This is a genomic window from Streptomyces sp. ActVer (assembly GCF_027270795.1).
In the GTDB taxonomy this organism is placed as follows: Bacteria; Actinomycetota; Actinomycetes; order Streptomycetales; family Streptomycetaceae; genus Streptomyces; species Streptomyces umbrinus_A.
On sequence record NZ_JAPWHT010000254.1, the window covers coordinates 1 to 14680 of the forward strand.

Below are 14680 nucleotides of genomic sequence, written 5' to 3' on the forward strand. Positions count from 1 at the left end.
CCGATCTCGCACTCGACGCGGCGCGCGCCCTGGTGAGCCCCCCTCGCAGGGTCAGGCAGATACCGGCGGCCGCCGTGCCGCCCGTGTCGCGGGCGTTTCCGCCGCTCGGCGGCGCCCTCGACCAGGCCCGGCTCGCCGCGGCACTCGGACGGATCGCGTCCGTCCCCGTGGAACGGCTGCTGGCCCGGCCCGAGAGGCCCGCGGGGCGCGCGCTCGCGGCCCGCGGCATGCCGGCCCGTACGGTCGAGGGTTTTCTGCGCCCGTTGCTGGCCGCGCTGCTCTGCGACCCGGATCTGACGACGTCCAGCCGGTGCGCGGACCTCGCGCTCCGCGCCTTCGCCTCCGGCCGCCTGTGCGTCCCGGAGGGCGGCGCCGACACGCTGCCGGAGCTGCTGGCGGCAGCCCTGCCGCCCGGGACGGTCCGCACCGGGGTACGGGTCACATCCGTGTCCACGACCTCCGTGACGACGGCGGACCACGGCGAACTCCGTTGCCGGGCCATCCTGGTGGCGACCGACGCCCACGCCGCCGCCGAGCTGCTGCCGGGCCTGCGGGTGCCGCCGTTCCACCAGCTCACCGTGGTGCACCACACGGCCGACGAGGCACCTCTGGTCGAGCCCGCGCTGCTGCTGGACGCGGACCGCCGGGGTCCGGTGGCCCACACCTCGGTCATCAGTCAGGTCGACCCGACCCGCGCCCCCGTGGGCCGCGCCCTGATCTCGTCCACGATCCTCGGCGCACCCCCAGCGGACACGGACCGGGCCGTACGCGCCCACCTGGCCGCCCTCTACGGCACCGCCACGCACCGCTGGGAGCTGCTCGCGGTCCACCACACCCCCGACGCGGTCCCCGCGATGCCGCCCCCGCACGACCTCCGCCGCCCGGTCCGCCTCCTCGCCGGTCTGTACGTCTGCGGCGACCACCGCGACACCAGCACGGTCCAGGGCGCCCTCCACTCGGGCCACCGGGCGGCCACCGCCCTCCTGACAGACCTGGGCGTCAACTCGGCACCCACGGCAACCCCCTTAACGGCCTCGACCGCCGCGTAGGCGTACGAGAGCCAGGGGGCGGAGGTCCCGCCGCGGGGCAGGACCTCCTCCCCATCCACGCGCCCCGTCCCCCGCGCCCCAAAGGGGCGCGGGGGTGATCGGCATGCGGCTCCGCAGGTCCCGTCAGGGGCGCGGGGAACTGCGCGACCGGCCCCCACCGGCCCGCAGCCTCAAGACAACCCTTCCTGTGGTGCCGTTCAGCCAAGCGCAGCGACCTTGTCGCGATACCCCCTGACCGGCGCCGCATCCTTGTACGGCTCGAGCCGCCGCTCGAAGTCCCGCACATACTCGACCGCCCGCACCGACCGCATCTCCGAAGCCTGCGTAGCGGCCTCCGCACCCAACTGGCAAGCCTGATCCAGCTCGCCGAGCCCGAGCCGCGCCGACGCCAGGACGACCCGGCAGAAGAGACGGCTGCGCGCATACCCGGGGGCCCGCAACTGCAGGGACCGCTCGGCATGCTGCGCGGCCGCCCGGTACTGCTGGAGATCACGGTGGCAGTGCCCGAACTCGTCCGCGAGCTGCGCCTCGTCGAAGAACCGCGCCCAGTACGGCACTTCGTCACCGGGCCGGGCGGTCTCCAGGGCCCGTTCGGCCCGTACCAGCGAGGCCGTGGCCGCCCGCACCTCGCCGAGCACCCCGTGTCCCCGCGCCTCGACCGCGTACAGCAGCGCCTGGACGACGGGCGGGGCCGACGAGCCCACGCCCTGCTGGGCGACCCGGGCCAGCTGCACCGCCTCCCGGCCGTGCCCCAGATAGACGGCTTGCCGACTCATCGTCACGAGCACGTACGAGCCGTACGCCCGGTCCCCCGCCGCCTGCGACAGCCGCAGCGCCTGCACGAAGTACCGCTGGGCCAGTCCGTGCGCGGCGATGTCGTACGAGGTCCAGCCCGCCAGCCGGGTCAGATCGGACGCGGCGGCGAACAGGCGGCGCCCCGTCTGCTCCCCGTAGGTGCCGCGCAGCATCGGCTCCAGCTCGTGCTCCAGGTACCGCACGAGAGCCTGCCGGGCGTGCCCTCCGCCGTACGCGTTGTCGAGCGTGCGGAACAGTTCCCCGACCGAGCGCAGCGCCGCGATGTCTCCCGCGGTCACCCGCTGCCCGGGGCCGCGTTCGGTCTGCGCGCGCTGCCGGGGCACGGCCGGGCGGCCCTGTACGGGGATCCGTACGGCGCCGGGGTCGCCGCGGCCCACCCGGTCGTCGGCCCGGCCGATCAGCCAGTCCCGGCTGGGCACGACGAGCCCCGCCGGAGTGAACGCGATCTTGCGGAGCTCCGCGTGACTGCCGGAGTCCTTGCGCCACAGACCGCCGACGATGTCGACGGCCTCCTCGGGGGTGGCCGCGAATTCGAGCCCGGCGTACACCGGGGCGCACGCGTCGAGTCCGAGGTCCTGGGCGGTGAGACGGCGGCCGAGGCGGCGGGTGAAGACCTCGGCGATCAGCGCGGGTGTGGTGCCTCTTGGCTGCTGGCCGCGCAGCCAGCGGGTCACGGATGTCTTGTCGTATCTGAGATCGAGCCCGTGTTCGAGGCCGAGCTGGTCCACTCGGCGGGCTAGCCCCGCGTTGGAGAACCCCGCTTCTGCGATTAGTGCGGCGAGCTGACGGTTGGGGGTGCGCTGCGCGGGTCGTTCCGTCATCTGCGGTGCGAACTCCTGCCTTCCGGGCTGGGGGCCTGCGGGAACAGGCCCGGGCGAGGTCGGCCGCCATGCCTTGAGCAGCCCTTGAAAGCCTCGTGAACGGCGCGAATGTAGCGGTCCGTAAGCACCCGATCGCACACTTCGACACGCATTCATCCGATCGTGTGAGGATTGCCCCCAGGGCTGACGAGGTTCGACCGGACGTACAGTGGCGTGAGGCTGTTATGAGCCTTACGACTCTTCCAGGGAGGCGCTTGCCGTGAGTGAGTTGCGGTTCGTCCGCATGGGGTTCGGTGCGGACGCCGTCGAGTACCAGGAGGCCTGGGACGAGCAGCGCCGTGTACACACGGCCCGCTTCCAGGACGAGATCCCCGACACCTGTCTGCTCCTGGAACACCCGCCGGTCTATACGGCGGGACGGCGCACGGCGGACAGTGAGCGGCCCCTCGACGGCACGCCCGTCGTCGACGTGGACCGTGGCGGCAAGATCACCTGGCACGGGCCGGGGCAGCTGGTCGGCTACCCGATCCAGAAACTTCCTCGCCCCGTTGACGTCGTCGCCCACCTCCGGCGCCTTGAGGACGCGATGATCCGGGTCTGCGCGGAGTTCGGTGTCGAGACGAGCCGGGTCGAGGGGCGCGCCGGTGTCTGGGTCCTCGGTGACCCGGTGGCCGAGCGGCCCTCTCTCGGCGGGCTCTCCCTCGACTTCGATCCCCGGCTCGCGGACGAGGAGTTCGATCCTCGGCTCAACGGGCCCGAGTACGCGCCGTCCAACGCGGGGCAGCGGCGTGAGGACCGGAAGATCTGCGCCATGGGGATCCGGGTCGCCAAGGGCGTCACGATGCACGGCTTCGCGCTGAACGTGAACCCCGACACATCCAGCTTCGACAAGATCATCCCCTGCGGCATCCGTGACGCGGGCGTCACGTCGCTGGCCCACGAGTTGGGCCGCGACCTCACCATCGCGGAGGTCCTGCCGGTGGCTGAGCGGCATCTGCGGGATGTTCTGGCGAACGCGGAGCTGAGGCCGCGGGAGGTTGAGCGGGCGGTGGTGTAGGGGCTTTTCCCGCACCCGAACCCCCGCTGCGCAGTTCCCCGCGCCCCCAGGTCTTTGGGGGCGCGGGGAACTGCGCGACCAGCCACAACGAACCCGCACCCGAAAACACACTCCACGGGCCCTGGGGCGGAGCCCCAGAAGGATGGGACGGGTAAGGGCGGCGGGGGCGAGAAAAACCCCCGGGAATGCACCCCCGTTCCCGAAGGTTGCCCACCCCGGGGGCCGAGAAGCGAACGGGCGTACCCTGGTGTACGCCGAAGAATCGAAGCTACAGGGAGCCGATGTGTCCGCAGTCGCACCCGACGGACGCAAGATGCTGCGCCTGGAGGTCCGGAACGCCCAGACCCCCATCGAGCGCAAGCCCGAGTGGATCAAGACCCGGGCGAAAATGGGCCCCGAGTACACGAAGATGCAGAACCTCGTGAAGAGCGAGGGCCTGCACACGGTCTGCCAGGAAGCAGGCTGTCCCAACATCTACGAGTGCTGGGAAGACCGCGAGGCCACGTTCCTCATCGGCGGCGACCAGTGCACGAGGCGCTGCGACTTCTGCCAGATCGACACGGGCAAGCCCGAGGCCCTGGACCGTGACGAGCCGCGCCGCGTGGGCGAGTCCGTGGTCACCATGGACCTCAACTACGCGACCATCACGGGCGTCGCCCGCGACGACCTGGAGGACGGCGGCGCCTGGCTGTACGCCGAGACCGTGCGCCAGATCCACGCGCAGACGGCGAACCGCGAGACCGGCCCCACCAAGGTCGAGCTCCTCGCCCCCGACTTCAACGCGGTCCCCGAGCAGCTGGCCGAGGTCTTCTCCTCCCGGCCGGAGGTCTTCGCGCACAACGTCGAGACGGTCCCGCGCATCTTCAAGCGCATCCGCCCGGGCTTCCGCTACGAGCGCTCGCTGAAGGTCATCACGGACGCCCGTGACTACGGTCTGGTCACGAAGTCGAACCTGATCCTCGGCATGGGCGAGACCCGCGAAGAGGTCAGCGAGGCGCTGCGCCAGCTCCACGAGGCCGGCTGCGAGCTCGTCACCATCACGCAGTACCTGCGGCCCTCCGTGCGCCACCACCCCGTGGAGCGCTGGGTCAAGCCGCACGAGTTCGTCGAGCTGAAGGAGGAGGCCGACCAGATCGGCTTCTCCGGGGTCATGTCGGGCCCGCTGGTCCGCTCCTCGTACCGCGCGGGCCGCCTGTACCAGATGGCGATCGAGAAGCGCGGCTCGTACGTCGCCTCGCAGGCCGTCTGAGACGTGGCGGGAGGGGGTCGCGCGACACGTTGCGCGACCTGCGGGATGGCACGCAGTGCCACCCTCGGTGTGTGAATCCGAGCACAAGCAACTACCCACCGGTAGTGGCCAATACGACGCGGTCCTGACCGTCCCCGCAGATGGGGACCCCATCAGGGCCGCGTCAGTGTTTTCGGCCCGCGCATCAAGGCTTCATTGGCGTTTGACCGGTCGGTCACGCCCTGGTAACACCATTCAGTGACCCTGGTCTTACGCCACGTAGAGCCCTAGCCAGAGCCGCCATCCCGAGGGGGGACCTCCACCATGCAGACCGCACCCGTACGCGCCACACCGATTCCGTCGTTCGGCGATGCACTCCGTGCCGTCGAGTCACTGCTCCTGAGCAGCGGCCAGCGCACCGCCCGCCGCAACGCCTGGACCTCCGTCCTGGAGGACCGCCGCCGCGCCAAGGACCGCGTCGAGGCACAGCTCGTCATCGAGAAGAGCCTCAGCGGCCGTCACTGAGCCGCCGACCCGGCACCGCCGTCGTCGGCGCCTCCCGCGCCACGTAGACTTCACGGCATGGCGAGGAAGGAATCCGCAGCGGACGCTGCGAACCCCGGGCGACTCAAGCAGATCGCCCTGACTTACAAGATGACCCGCAAGGCCGACAAGATGATCGGTCTTGTACTCGCGGCTGTCGGAATCGGCACCCTCGGTGTCTTTCTCGCGATCGGCTTCTTGGTCGGTTACCCGATCTATCTCGGCATTCTCGGCCTCCTGCTCGCCTTCCTCGCGTCGGCGATCGTCTTCGGACGCCGGGCCGAGCGTGCGGCGTTCGGGCAGATGGAGGGCCAGCCGGGTGCGGCCGCCGCGGTGCTCGACAACATCGGGCGCGGCTGGACGACCACCCCGGCGGTGGCGATGAACCGCAGCCAGGACGTGGTCCACCGGGCCGTCGGCAAGGCCGGCATCGTCCTGGTCGCCGAGGGCAACCCGAACCGGGTGAAGAGCCTGCTGGCCGCCGAGAAGAAGAAGATGGCCCGCATCGTCGCGGACGTGCCGGTGCACGACATCCTCGTCGGCACGGGCGAGGGCCAGGTCGAGCTCAAGAAGCTCCGCACGACGATGCTGAAGCTGCCCCGGGTCCTGTCCGGCCCCCAGGTCACCGCGACCAACGACCGGCTGCGCGCGCTCGGCGACCTGATGTCCAACATGCCCCTCCCGAAGGGCCCGATGCCCAAGGGAATGCGGATGCCGCGCGGCGGCCCGAAGATGCGCTGACACACGCCCGTACGACGAAGACACACTCCGCGTACGACGATGGGGGCGCCCGGATCACTCCGGGCGCCCCCATCGTCGTACGGGCCGGGATCTGTCAGATCCACCGGCCAGGGTCGTCAGATCCTGACCTCGACCGTGCGGGCCAGGCGGTCGTGCAGTCCCCTGCCGTCGCGGTCCCAGATCAGGGCCGGGAGGGCGACGCACAGGAGGACCGTGCGCAGGAGGGCGCGGAGCGGGTTGACCGTGCCGGTGTCCAGGGCGAGGACGCGGAGGCCGAACAGGCGCTTGCCCGGGGTGAAGCCGAGCGTGCCGACGGTCAGGACGCTCACGACGAAGAAGACGGCCAGCGCCCAGTTGCCGGTCGCCTGGCCGTAGCCGTCGGTGATCAGGCCGTATGCGATCAAGAGGCACAGGCCCCAGTCGACGGCGAGGGCCGCCAGACGGCGCCCGGGGCGGGCGATCGAGCCGGGGCCCGACTCGGGCAGACCCAGCTGCTCGCCGCGGTATCCGAAGTCGGCACCGGCTTCCTCCGCGGCCGCGCGGGGTCCGGAGAGCCACGATCCGATTGCTTGCCTGTTGTCCACGCCTCCACGGTACTGCGCCCGTTTTGGCATGCGTACAGGTGGGGTGTTCCCGGCCCGGTCCGGTTAACTTGGGCGAAACAAATGGGTCACGCTTGAGAAATCACCCGTCCCTAAGGTCGGGATCAGCGTGTGCCACCGCACTGGCCGCACGAACGAACTACCACCCCGGTCGGACATGGTCGGGAGTAGGAGGAGCTGGATGTTCCAGAACGCCGACGAGGCCAAGAAGTTCATCAAGGACGAAGACGTCAAGTTCGTCGACGTCCGCTTCTGCGACCTGCCGGGTGTGATGCAGCACTTCACGCTGCCGGCAGAGGCCTTCGACCCGACCGAGGAACTGGCCTTCGACGGCTCCTCCATCCGCGGCTTCCAGGCCATCCACGAGTCCGACATGGCGCTCCGCGCCGACCTGTCCACCGCGCGCGTCGACTCCTTCCGCCGCGACAAGACGGTCAACATCAACTTCTTCATCCACGACCCGATCACGGGCGAGCAGTACTCCCGTGACCCGCGCAACGTGGCGAAGAAGGCGGAGGCGTACCTCGCGTCGACCGGCATCGCCGACACCGCGTACTTCGGCCCCGAGGCCGAGTTCTACGTCTTCGACAGCGTGCGCTTCGACACCAAGTCGAACGAGGCCTTCTACCACATCGACTCCGAGGCGGGCGCCTGGAACACCGGCGCCATCGAGGACAACCGCGGTTACAAGGTCCGCTACAAGGGCGGTTACTTCCCGACCCCGCCGGTCGACCACTTCGCCGACCTTCGTGCCGAGATCTCCCTGGAGCTGGCCAAGTCCGGCCTCCAGGTCGAGCGCCAGCACCACGAGGTGGGCACCGCCGGCCAGGCCGAGATCAACTACAAGTTCAACACGCTGCTCGCCGCGGCCGACGACCTCCAGCTCTTCAAGTACATCGTGAAGAACGTCGCCTGGCGCAACGGCAAGACCGCGACCTTCATGCCGAAGCCGATCTTCGGTGACAACGGCTCGGGCATGCACGTCCACCAGTCGCTGTGGACGAACGGCGACCCGCTGTTCTACGACGAGGCCGGTTACGCGGGCCTGTCGGACACCGCCCGCTACTACATCGGCGGCATCCTCAAGCACGCCCCGTCGCTGCTGGCCTTCACCAACCCGACGGTGAACTCGTACCACCGCCTGGTCCCGGGCTTCGAGGCCCCGATCAACCTGGTCTACTCGCAGCGCAACCGTTCCGCGGCCATGCGTATCCCGATCACGGGCTCGAACCCGAAGGCCAAGCGCGTCGAGTTCCGCGCGCCCGACTCCTCCGGCAACCCGTACCTCGCCTTCTCGGCGCTGCTGCTCGCGGGCCTCGACGGCATCAAGAACAAGGTCGAGCCGGCCGAGCCGATCGACAAGGACCTCTACGAGCTGGCTCCCGAGGAGCACGCGGGCGTTGCCCAGGTCCCGACCTCCCTCCCGGCCGTCCTGGACCGCCTTGAGGCCGACCACGAGTTCCTGCTCGCGGGCGACGTCTTCACGCCCGACCTGATCGAGACGTGGATCGACTACAAGCGCACCAACGAGATCGCTCCGCTGCAGCTGCGTCCGCACCCGCACGAGTTCGAGCTGTACTACGACGTGTGATCGACTCCGTGACCGACACGTGCGCGTAGCGCGTCACGGCTGACGAACAGCTGACGAAAGCCCTGTCACCGCCCTCGGGCAGTGACAGGGCTTTGTCGTTCTTTGCCTGGTGGAGGGCCGATCCAGATCAATTCGTGGAAAGGCCCGGGTGCACACTGGAATCGGGACGAGTGCCCGATTTCGAGGTGATAGCTATGCAGAGCCGCTTCCGGGCCGACCGGGGACTGACCGCGCGGATGGGCATCACGTTGTTCCTGCTCGGGCTGCTGTACGTGGCCTTCGTGGCCGTGCTGATCGTGCTGCTGAAGTCCTGGGTGCTGGTCGTGGTGATCGCCGCGGCGCTGCTCGGCGCGCAGTACTGGTTCTCGGACCGGATCGCGCTGTACGCGATGCACGGGCGGGTCGTCGAGCGCGAGGAGTATCCGCAGCTGCACGGGGTGATCGACCGGCTCTGCGCGACCGCCGACATGCCGAAGCCCGTGGTCGCCGTCTCCGACATGGAGATGCCGAACGCCTTCGCCACCGGGCGCAACGCCGACCACGCCGCGATCTGCGTCACGACCGGGCTGCTGCGCCGCCTCGACCCCGCCGAGCTGGAGGGCGTACTCGCCCATGAGCTGTCGCACGTGGCGCACCGCGATGTCGCGGTGATCACCGTGGCCTCGTTCCTGGGCGTACTCGCCGGGCTGGTCGTGCGCTTCACCCTCTACTCGCAGGTGTTCGGCGGGCGGGGGCGGAAGGACCAGAACACGGTCGTCGTCCTGATGACGGTGATGGCGGTGTCCGCGGCCGTCTACGCGCTCAGCTTCCTGCTGATCCGGGCCCTGTCCCGGTACCGCGAACTGGCCGCCGACCGGGCCGGGGCCATGCTCACCGGGCGTCCCTCGGCGCTGGCCTCCGCGCTGACCAAGCTGACCGGGGACATCGCGAAGATCCCCACGCGTGATCTGCGGACCGCGCAGGCCTTCAACGCCTTCTACTTCACGCCCGCGTTCGGTGCAGCGCCGGGCGGCCTGCAGCTCTTCTCCTCCCTGCTGTCGACGCACCCGAGTCTGGAGGACCGGCTTGATCAACTCGGCCGTATCTCCGGCGAGTTGGGTGAGGCGCCGGCGCCCGGGAAGGCGGGCTGAGCATGGGGTTCCTCGACATCCTCCTCGGCCGCAGCAGGCCCGTCGCGCCCGATCTCGACCAGCTCTTCGGGCTGCCGTCGGCCGCCGTGACGCTGGAGGCGGCGGCCGGGTTCACGCCGACCGGGCACGGTTCGGTGTGCTTCGCGTCCGTCGAGGGGGCCGCCTTCGACGACGTACGGGAGGAAGTGCGGGAGCTGCTCGACGCGGACTCGGAGCCGCCGGTGGAGGTGAGCCGGGACGACTACGGGTACACCTGGCTGGTGTCTCGGCGGGAGCCGGACGATCTGCCCGCGCTCGTCGGCGATCTGCACGCGGTGAACAGCACGCTGGAGGGCAGCGGGTTCGGCCCGCAACTGCTGTGCTCGGTCGTCGGGTTCCAGCACGGCGACGGGCGGCGGCTCGGGCTCGTCTATCTCTACAAGCGCGGGACCTTCTACCCGTTCGCTCCGCTGCCCGGTGACGGCCGGCGGCGCGACAACGCGCTGGAGCTGCAGGTCAGGGCGGCCCTCGGGAACGACCTGCGGGTGGAACAGGACCTGGGCCGGTGGTTCCCGCTGTGGGGAGCGCCGGGCCTGGGCTAGCCGCTCCCCTCCCGCGGGCCGGTTCCCCGCCCGGCCTGTCTCCGGGCGGGGCTGCCTCCGGTCGGGACTGTCTCCGGGCGGGCTAGTTCCGCTTCTGGCGGGTCATCCAGGGGCGTTCGCGGCGGTAGCGGCGCTCCCACCTGGCCTGCTGGTCACGGCGCTGGCGGTACGCGCGGTAGTCGTTGTCGCCGCGTGCCGACGAGCCGGCCCCGCGGGGCGACGAGGAACCCGTCGGCCCCTGGCCGGTGCGGCCGTAACGGAAGTGCAGGTAGAGCAGGGCCGCCCCGGCGAACCACCAGAGCGGGTTGTTGAAACCAAGGACGACCAGAGCGAGGATCGCCAAAATGATCAAGGTACCCATGATGGGTCTCCTTGTGCGTGGGTGGTGGGACCTTGAGATGTCCGACGCGGCGCTGGGGGCGGGCACCCGTCCGTCGGTGCGTTGAGAGTAGCCCTCAGGATGCCGGGTGATGCCTGTCCGACGGAAACGAATAACGCCAGCATCGGAGGGCGAACGCTCACAGAACTCCTGAAGTCGAACAAAATCGACACTCGGAGCGAGAATCCAGGGGCGGGACAGGGCGGGGCCGGGACAGGACAGTGCAGGGCGTGGCAAGACAGTTCAGGGCAGGGCAGGGCTACGGAGCGACACAGGGGGTCGAGTGAGCGGACAGCTGCGGTACATCGAGGTGGCGGAGCGGCGGGCCCGGCTGGCTGTCGGGCATCGGCTGGCCGGGGCCGCGCGGGCGGACTCGCCGGAGGAGGTCGCGGAGTCGCTGGTGGCGCTGCACGGGACGGATCCCGCGAGCGTCTTCCTCGCCGTCGGCGCGCGCCTGGCGGACGCGGCGAAGACCGTGCCGGAGACGGAACGCGCGCTGTACGAGGACCGGACGCTGCTGCGGATGCACGGCATGCGGCACACCGTGTTCGTGTTCCCCACCGGGCTCGTTCCGGTCGTGCACGCCTCCACCGGGCTCACCGTCGCCGCACGGGCGCGCGCCGCGCTGATCAAGGACATGGCCAAGGCGGGGGCACCGGACGCGGAGTGGCTCGCGGAGGTGGAGACGTCGGCGCTGGCCGCGCTGGCCCGCCGCGGGGAGGCCACCGCGGTGGAACTGGCCCAGGACGAGCCCCGGTTGAGGGAACAGTTCGTGTACGCGGCGGGGAAGAGCTACGAGGGCGTGCACACCGTCTCCTCCCGGCTGTGGAGGGTGCTGGGCGTCGAGGGCCGGGTCGTACGGGGGCGGCCGCTGGGCTCGTGGACGTCCACGCAGTTCCGGTGGGCGGTGGCCCCTCCCTCCCCCGAACTGCCGGTCGCAGAGGCGCAGGCGGAGCTGATGCGGCGATGGCTCGGCGCGTGCGGGCCGGCCACGGAGGCGGACCTGAAGTGGTGGACGGGCTGGAAGGTCACTGACGTACGCGCCGCGCTCAAGGCGGTCGGGGCGGTGACCGTGTCGGTGGACGAGGGTGTCGGGCACGTCCTCGCGGACGCCGTGGAGCCGGTCGGGGCGGCCGAGCCGTGGGCCGCGCTGCTGCCCGGGCTGGATCCGACGGCCATGGGCTGGCAGGAGCGGGACTGGTACTGCCCGCCGGAGCTGCGGTCCGCGCTCTTCGACGGCAGCGGGAACATCGGGCCCACCGTGTGGTGGGACGGGCGGATCGTCGGCGGGTGGGCCCAGCGGCCCGACGGCGAGATCGCCTGGCGGCTGCTGGACACCGGGGGTGTGGGCCGCGAGGCGCGGACGGCGATCGAGGCGGGGGCGGGGCGGCTGCACGCCTGGGTGGGCCCGACCAGGGTCACACCGCGCTTCCGGACGCCGCTGGAACGGGAGTTGGCGTCGGCCTGACGTCGAAAGCCGTCGCTTTCACCGACTCGCGGCCTGTCACAGGGCCACGACCCGGTGCGCCGCCCGCCCCGACAAGCGGGCGGCGCACCGGGTGTGAGCTCAGCGGGCGTACCTCATCAGGGCTCGGACCATGTGGCACGTGGTGTCCGACGGCGGGTGGATCCCGATGAGTTGGGCCGTGCTGCGGATCTTCTCGTTGCGGACCTGGTTCGGTACGTACACACCCGAGTCGAGGAGGGCGATCGCGAGTCGCATCGCCTTCAGACGGCGGTTGTGCGTCACGTACCAGTCGCGCGGGCGGCCCGGTGGCAGCGGGCGCTTCTCGACCGGCTCGTACGGCAGGTCGAGCAGGACCGCCCTCTTGGATGTGGACTGGGTGGGCAGCGGGCTGAGTGCGGCAGCGGGCACAGGCATCCTCCTGTCGCGATCAGGGAACCGTCCGGCGTCTCCGGCGGCCCCCTCGAACACTACTTATAGTTTACCGGCCACCACTGACAATCAGCGAGCCCAGGACGTCCAGCAAATGCCCAGGTGGGCAAGGCAATTGGCGCCGTGTCACACATGGTTTGCGAGATGTTCGTGAGGCGGCACCAATTCGAACAGAGTCACCCCTCGCCCTGCGTCGTTCTTGTCCCGGCGGCCGAGCTGTGGCTGACTGGCGATCCGGTCGAGGGGAGGGCGCATGGGCAACTGGGTCGTGATCGTGCAGTACTACAGCGACACGTACAGGACCGAGTTCATCCGTCGTGGGCTTGAGACGAAGGAACAGGCGCTGGAGGAGCTCCGTGCCGCCCTCCACACATATCTGCCGAGCAAAGCCATCGTCGAGAAGCGGCGCCACGTGTACCGCTTCGCCGACCAGGAGTCGTACCTGGTGGTGATCAAGGGCAGGCTGACGGAGTGGGAGTGCACCCTGCGCGTCGCGGAGCTGGTCTCGGACTCGACCGACCCGGCCGTGGCCGAGCGGGCGCGGCTGGAGGACGGAGCGGCGGAGCCGGAGGACGGTGGGGTGCAGCCGGAGGACGGTGGGGTGGCGGTGGCCGACGAACCGCAGGACCGGATCCCGCCCGGCTACTGAGCGGCACGCCGAACTCCGCCCGGGCCGAGGGTCCTGCGGGAACTGCGGCCGGCTGCACAAGACCCCGGGCAGCCGGGTGGCTGCCGTCGCCGGTCAGCCCGTCAGCCCGTCAGCCCGTCAGCCCGTGAACGAGTTGGGGCCGAAGCGGCCCCAGGCGATGAATGCCGCGAGTGCGAGGTAGGTCAGGTTCAGGAGTACGAACCTGGATTCGCCGAGTCGGCCGTGGGTGACCATCGCGCCGATCATCAGCAGGACCCAGCAGGCGGCGGTCACCGGCACCAGGACGGGGGCGATGTCGAGTGCGGCGGGCAGGATCAGGCCCAGCGCGGCCAGGAGTTCGAGGACGCCGAGGGTTTTGACGAAGCCGGCGCCGGCGTCTTCGGTCCATCCCCCGCCGTGGGTCGCGGCCAGTGTCTCCTTGGGCACGAACGCCTTGCTGATGCCGCCTGCCAGGGCCACCGCGGCCAGCAGTCCGGCACAGATCCACAATGCGAGGTTCATGGGGTCACGCTCCTGTTGCTCGGCATCTCCGCTCCACCTCTCCGGTGGGGTTCGGGCATGGAGACGCCGGACGGCGGAGATTTGTGACATGGCAGGCCCCACCCGTGAGCCGGGGGGCGAAGCGGCCGGGCATACCTTGTGCTGCATGGAGATCTGGATCAATCCGGCATGCTCGAAGTGCCGCAGCGCCATCAATCTGCTGGACGAGGAGGGGGCCGCGTACACGGTTCGGCGGTACCTGGAGGACGTGCCGAGTGAGGCCGAGATCCGGGAGGTCCTGGAGCGGCTCGGTCTTGAGCCCTGGGACATCACCCGGACCCAGGAGGCGGTGGCGAAGGAACTGGGGATGAAGGACTGGGCCCGGGACGCCGGTTCGCGGGAGCGGTGGGTCGCGGCGCTGGCGGAGCACCCTCGGCTCATCCAGCGGCCGATCATCACCGCGGAGGACGGAACCGCCGTGGTGGCACGCACGGACGAGGCCGTACGGGACGCGTTGGGCCGAAGTCAAGATGAGGATCCCTCAACTCCTGTGTGATCTACGTTACTTAGGTGACTCGTGTGAACTGCTGAGTAACTCCGTTCGGTATCTCGTACATAGCGGCGGACGGTCACCGCCAGGGGTGGCCGGGACAGCCACCGTCAGGGGTGGCCGGGGACAGGAGCCGTTCATGTCACGCAGGAGAACTCTCGGTCCGAAGAAGAAGATCGCGCTGCTGGTGAGCGCCGCGGCCGTGGCCGGCGGCGGGGCCTTCGCCTTCGCCGCCACCTCGAACGCGAGCACCAACGCTCCGGTCGCGCAGTCCTCCGTGGTCTGCGACGGGCTGGCCACCGCTCTCGGCAACAACGAGAAGTTCATCGAGGGGCAGCGCACCAGCCCGGACGCCCAGTCCGAGGCGCGGATCGCCAACCGGGAAGCGGTGATCGCCCAGATCAAGGTCCAGCAGGAGGCCTCCGGGTGTGAGGTCGGCGAGTCCTCGCAGGCAGGCGCGCCCCAGGGGACGCCCGCCGAGCCGGCCCCGCCCGCCGCCGCCGACCCCGCCGCCGGCCCCGGCTTCGACCAGGTGTACCTGGCGGCCGGCGGCGGCACCAACCAGC

Annotated in this window: 16 protein-coding genes and 1 pseudogene; 12 read left to right on the forward strand and 5 right to left on the reverse strand. The window is 70.4% G+C overall.

Annotation, left to right across the window (positions count from 1 at the left end):
* A partial coding sequence (locus O3Q52_RS32895) for an FAD-dependent oxidoreductase (protein ID WP_269652328.1) occupies window positions 1-1049 on the forward strand: 1049 nt, incomplete at its 5' end.
* A 197-nt stretch (window positions 1050-1246) separates the two neighbouring features.
* Here the strand turns inward: O3Q52_RS32895 and O3Q52_RS32900 are convergent.
* Window positions 1247-2686 carry a hypothetical protein gene (locus O3Q52_RS32900; protein ID WP_055616296.1) on the reverse strand — a complete coding sequence of 480 codons (1440 nt, stop codon included), beginning with the start codon at window positions 2684-2686 and terminating at the stop codon, window positions 1247-1249.
* 259 nt (window positions 2687-2945) lie between these two features.
* Here O3Q52_RS32900 and lipB point away from each other — a divergent pair, with 259 nt between their 5' ends.
* The 4 genes from lipB (at window position 2946) to O3Q52_RS32920 (ending at window position 6255) form a co-directional block, all read left to right on the forward strand.
* The gene (lipB, locus tag O3Q52_RS32905; RefSeq protein WP_269652329.1) at window positions 2946-3743 is read left to right on the forward strand and encodes a lipoyl(octanoyl) transferase LipB; all 798 of its coding nucleotides are present in this window, start codon (window positions 2946-2948) and stop codon (window positions 3741-3743) included.
* A gap of 283 nt (window positions 3744-4026) precedes the next feature.
* Window positions 4027-4992 carry a lipoyl synthase gene (lipA, locus tag O3Q52_RS32910; RefSeq protein WP_200398735.1) on the forward strand — a complete coding sequence of 322 codons (966 nt, stop codon included), beginning with the start codon at window positions 4027-4029 and terminating at the stop codon, window positions 4990-4992.
* 303 nt (window positions 4993-5295) lie between these two features.
* On the forward strand, window positions 5296-5496 hold the full coding sequence (locus O3Q52_RS32915; protein WP_055611120.1) for a hypothetical protein: 201 nt from the start codon (window positions 5296-5298) through the stop codon (window positions 5494-5496).
* 57 nt (window positions 5497-5553) lie between these two features.
* Window positions 5554-6255, forward strand: a complete 702-nt coding sequence (locus O3Q52_RS32920) for a DUF4191 domain-containing protein (protein ID WP_269652330.1) — start codon at window positions 5554-5556, stop codon at window positions 6253-6255.
* A gap of 116 nt (window positions 6256-6371) precedes the next feature.
* On the opposite strand, the gene O3Q52_RS32925 is transcribed toward O3Q52_RS32920, so the two are convergent.
* A complete protein-coding gene (locus O3Q52_RS32925; RefSeq protein ID WP_269652331.1) occupies window positions 6372-6839 on the reverse strand; it encodes an RDD family protein in 468 nt (155 codons plus the stop codon).
* A gap of 199 nt (window positions 6840-7038) precedes the next feature.
* Between O3Q52_RS32925 and glnA the strand changes: the two genes are divergently transcribed.
* The 3 genes from glnA (at window position 7039) to O3Q52_RS32940 (ending at window position 10159) form a co-directional block, all read left to right on the forward strand.
* Window positions 7039-8448 (forward strand): type I glutamate--ammonia ligase, encoded by a 1410-nt coding sequence (gene glnA / locus O3Q52_RS32930; RefSeq protein WP_266740538.1) that lies wholly within the window; start codon window positions 7039-7041, stop codon window positions 8446-8448.
* A gap of 194 nt (window positions 8449-8642) precedes the next feature.
* A complete protein-coding gene (gene htpX / locus O3Q52_RS32935; RefSeq protein WP_269652332.1) occupies window positions 8643-9578 on the forward strand; it encodes a zinc metalloprotease HtpX in 936 nt (311 codons plus the stop codon).
* A gap of 2 nt (window positions 9579-9580) precedes the next feature.
* Window positions 9581-10159, forward strand: coding sequence for a hypothetical protein (locus O3Q52_RS32940; RefSeq protein ID WP_269652333.1), 579 nt, complete (start codon window positions 9581-9583; stop codon window positions 10157-10159).
* Between the two features lie 82 nt (window positions 10160-10241).
* Here the strand turns inward: O3Q52_RS32940 and O3Q52_RS32945 are convergent, their stop codons facing one another.
* Window positions 10242-10520, reverse strand: coding sequence for a hypothetical protein (locus tag O3Q52_RS32945; RefSeq protein ID WP_266740535.1), 279 nt, complete (start codon window positions 10518-10520; stop codon window positions 10242-10244).
* A gap of 301 nt (window positions 10521-10821) precedes the next feature.
* On the opposite strand from O3Q52_RS32945, the gene O3Q52_RS32950 reads away from it, so the two are divergent.
* Entirely contained in the window at window positions 10822-12006 is a 1185-nt protein-coding gene (locus O3Q52_RS32950) for a winged helix DNA-binding domain-containing protein (RefSeq protein WP_269652334.1), read from the forward strand.
* Window positions 12007-12105: 99 nt separating this feature from the next.
* On the opposite strand, the gene O3Q52_RS32955 is transcribed toward O3Q52_RS32950, so the two are convergent.
* Entirely contained in the window at window positions 12106-12414 is a 309-nt protein-coding gene (locus O3Q52_RS32955; protein WP_269652335.1) for a hypothetical protein, read from the reverse strand.
* Window positions 12415-12688: 274 nt separating this feature from the next.
* On the opposite strand from O3Q52_RS32955, the gene O3Q52_RS32960 reads away from it, so the two are divergent.
* On the forward strand, window positions 12689-13084 hold the full coding sequence (locus O3Q52_RS32960) for a hypothetical protein (RefSeq protein ID WP_269652336.1): 396 nt from the start codon (window positions 12689-12691) through the stop codon (window positions 13082-13084).
* Window positions 13085-13201: 117 nt separating this feature from the next.
* Here the strand turns inward: O3Q52_RS32960 and O3Q52_RS32965 are convergent, their stop codons facing one another.
* Window positions 13202-13585: a DoxX family protein gene (locus O3Q52_RS32965; protein ID WP_269652337.1), complete on the reverse strand. Its 384-nt coding sequence runs from the start codon at window positions 13583-13585 to the stop codon at window positions 13202-13204.
* Between the two features lie 145 nt (window positions 13586-13730).
* Between O3Q52_RS32965 and O3Q52_RS32970 the strand changes: the two genes are divergently transcribed.
* Together O3Q52_RS32970 and O3Q52_RS32975 are read left to right on the forward strand one after the other, a co-directional pair.
* Window positions 13731-14120 (forward strand): arsenate reductase family protein, encoded by a 390-nt coding sequence (locus tag O3Q52_RS32970; RefSeq protein ID WP_269652338.1) that lies wholly within the window; start codon window positions 13731-13733, stop codon window positions 14118-14120.
* A gap of 133 nt (window positions 14121-14253) precedes the next feature.
* Window positions 14254-14680: pseudogene (locus O3Q52_RS32975) on the forward strand (hypothetical protein); the annotation flags it as partial.

What these genes read in the sequence shown, in the direction of transcription:
- O3Q52_RS32900 (WP_055616296.1), bottom strand. Translation starts at nt 2,686, where the DNA reads ATGACGGAACGACCCGCGCAGCGCACCCCCAACCGTCAGCTCGCCGCA.
- O3Q52_RS32915 (WP_055611120.1), top strand. Translation starts at nt 5,296, where the DNA reads ATGCAGACCGCACCCGTACGCGCCACACCGATTCCGTCGTTCGGCGAT.
- O3Q52_RS32960 (WP_269652336.1), top strand. Translation starts at nt 12,689, where the DNA reads ATGGGCAACTGGGTCGTGATCGTGCAGTACTACAGCGACACGTACAGG.
- O3Q52_RS32940 (WP_269652333.1), top strand. Translation starts at nt 9,581, where the DNA reads ATGGGGTTCCTCGACATCCTCCTCGGCCGCAGCAGGCCCGTCGCGCCC.
- O3Q52_RS32965 (WP_269652337.1), bottom strand. Translation starts at nt 13,585, where the DNA reads ATGAACCTCGCATTGTGGATCTGTGCCGGACTGCTGGCCGCGGTGGCC.
- htpX (WP_269652332.1), top strand. Translation starts at nt 8,643, where the DNA reads ATGCAGAGCCGCTTCCGGGCCGACCGGGGACTGACCGCGCGGATGGGC.
- O3Q52_RS32945 (WP_266740535.1), bottom strand. Translation starts at nt 10,520, where the DNA reads ATGGGTACCTTGATCATTTTGGCGATCCTCGCTCTGGTCGTCCTTGGT.
- O3Q52_RS32970 (WP_269652338.1), top strand. Translation starts at nt 13,731, where the DNA reads ATGGAGATCTGGATCAATCCGGCATGCTCGAAGTGCCGCAGCGCCATC.
- glnA (WP_266740538.1), top strand. Translation starts at nt 7,039, where the DNA reads ATGTTCCAGAACGCCGACGAGGCCAAGAAGTTCATCAAGGACGAAGAC.
- O3Q52_RS32920 (WP_269652330.1), top strand. Translation starts at nt 5,554, where the DNA reads ATGGCGAGGAAGGAATCCGCAGCGGACGCTGCGAACCCCGGGCGACTC.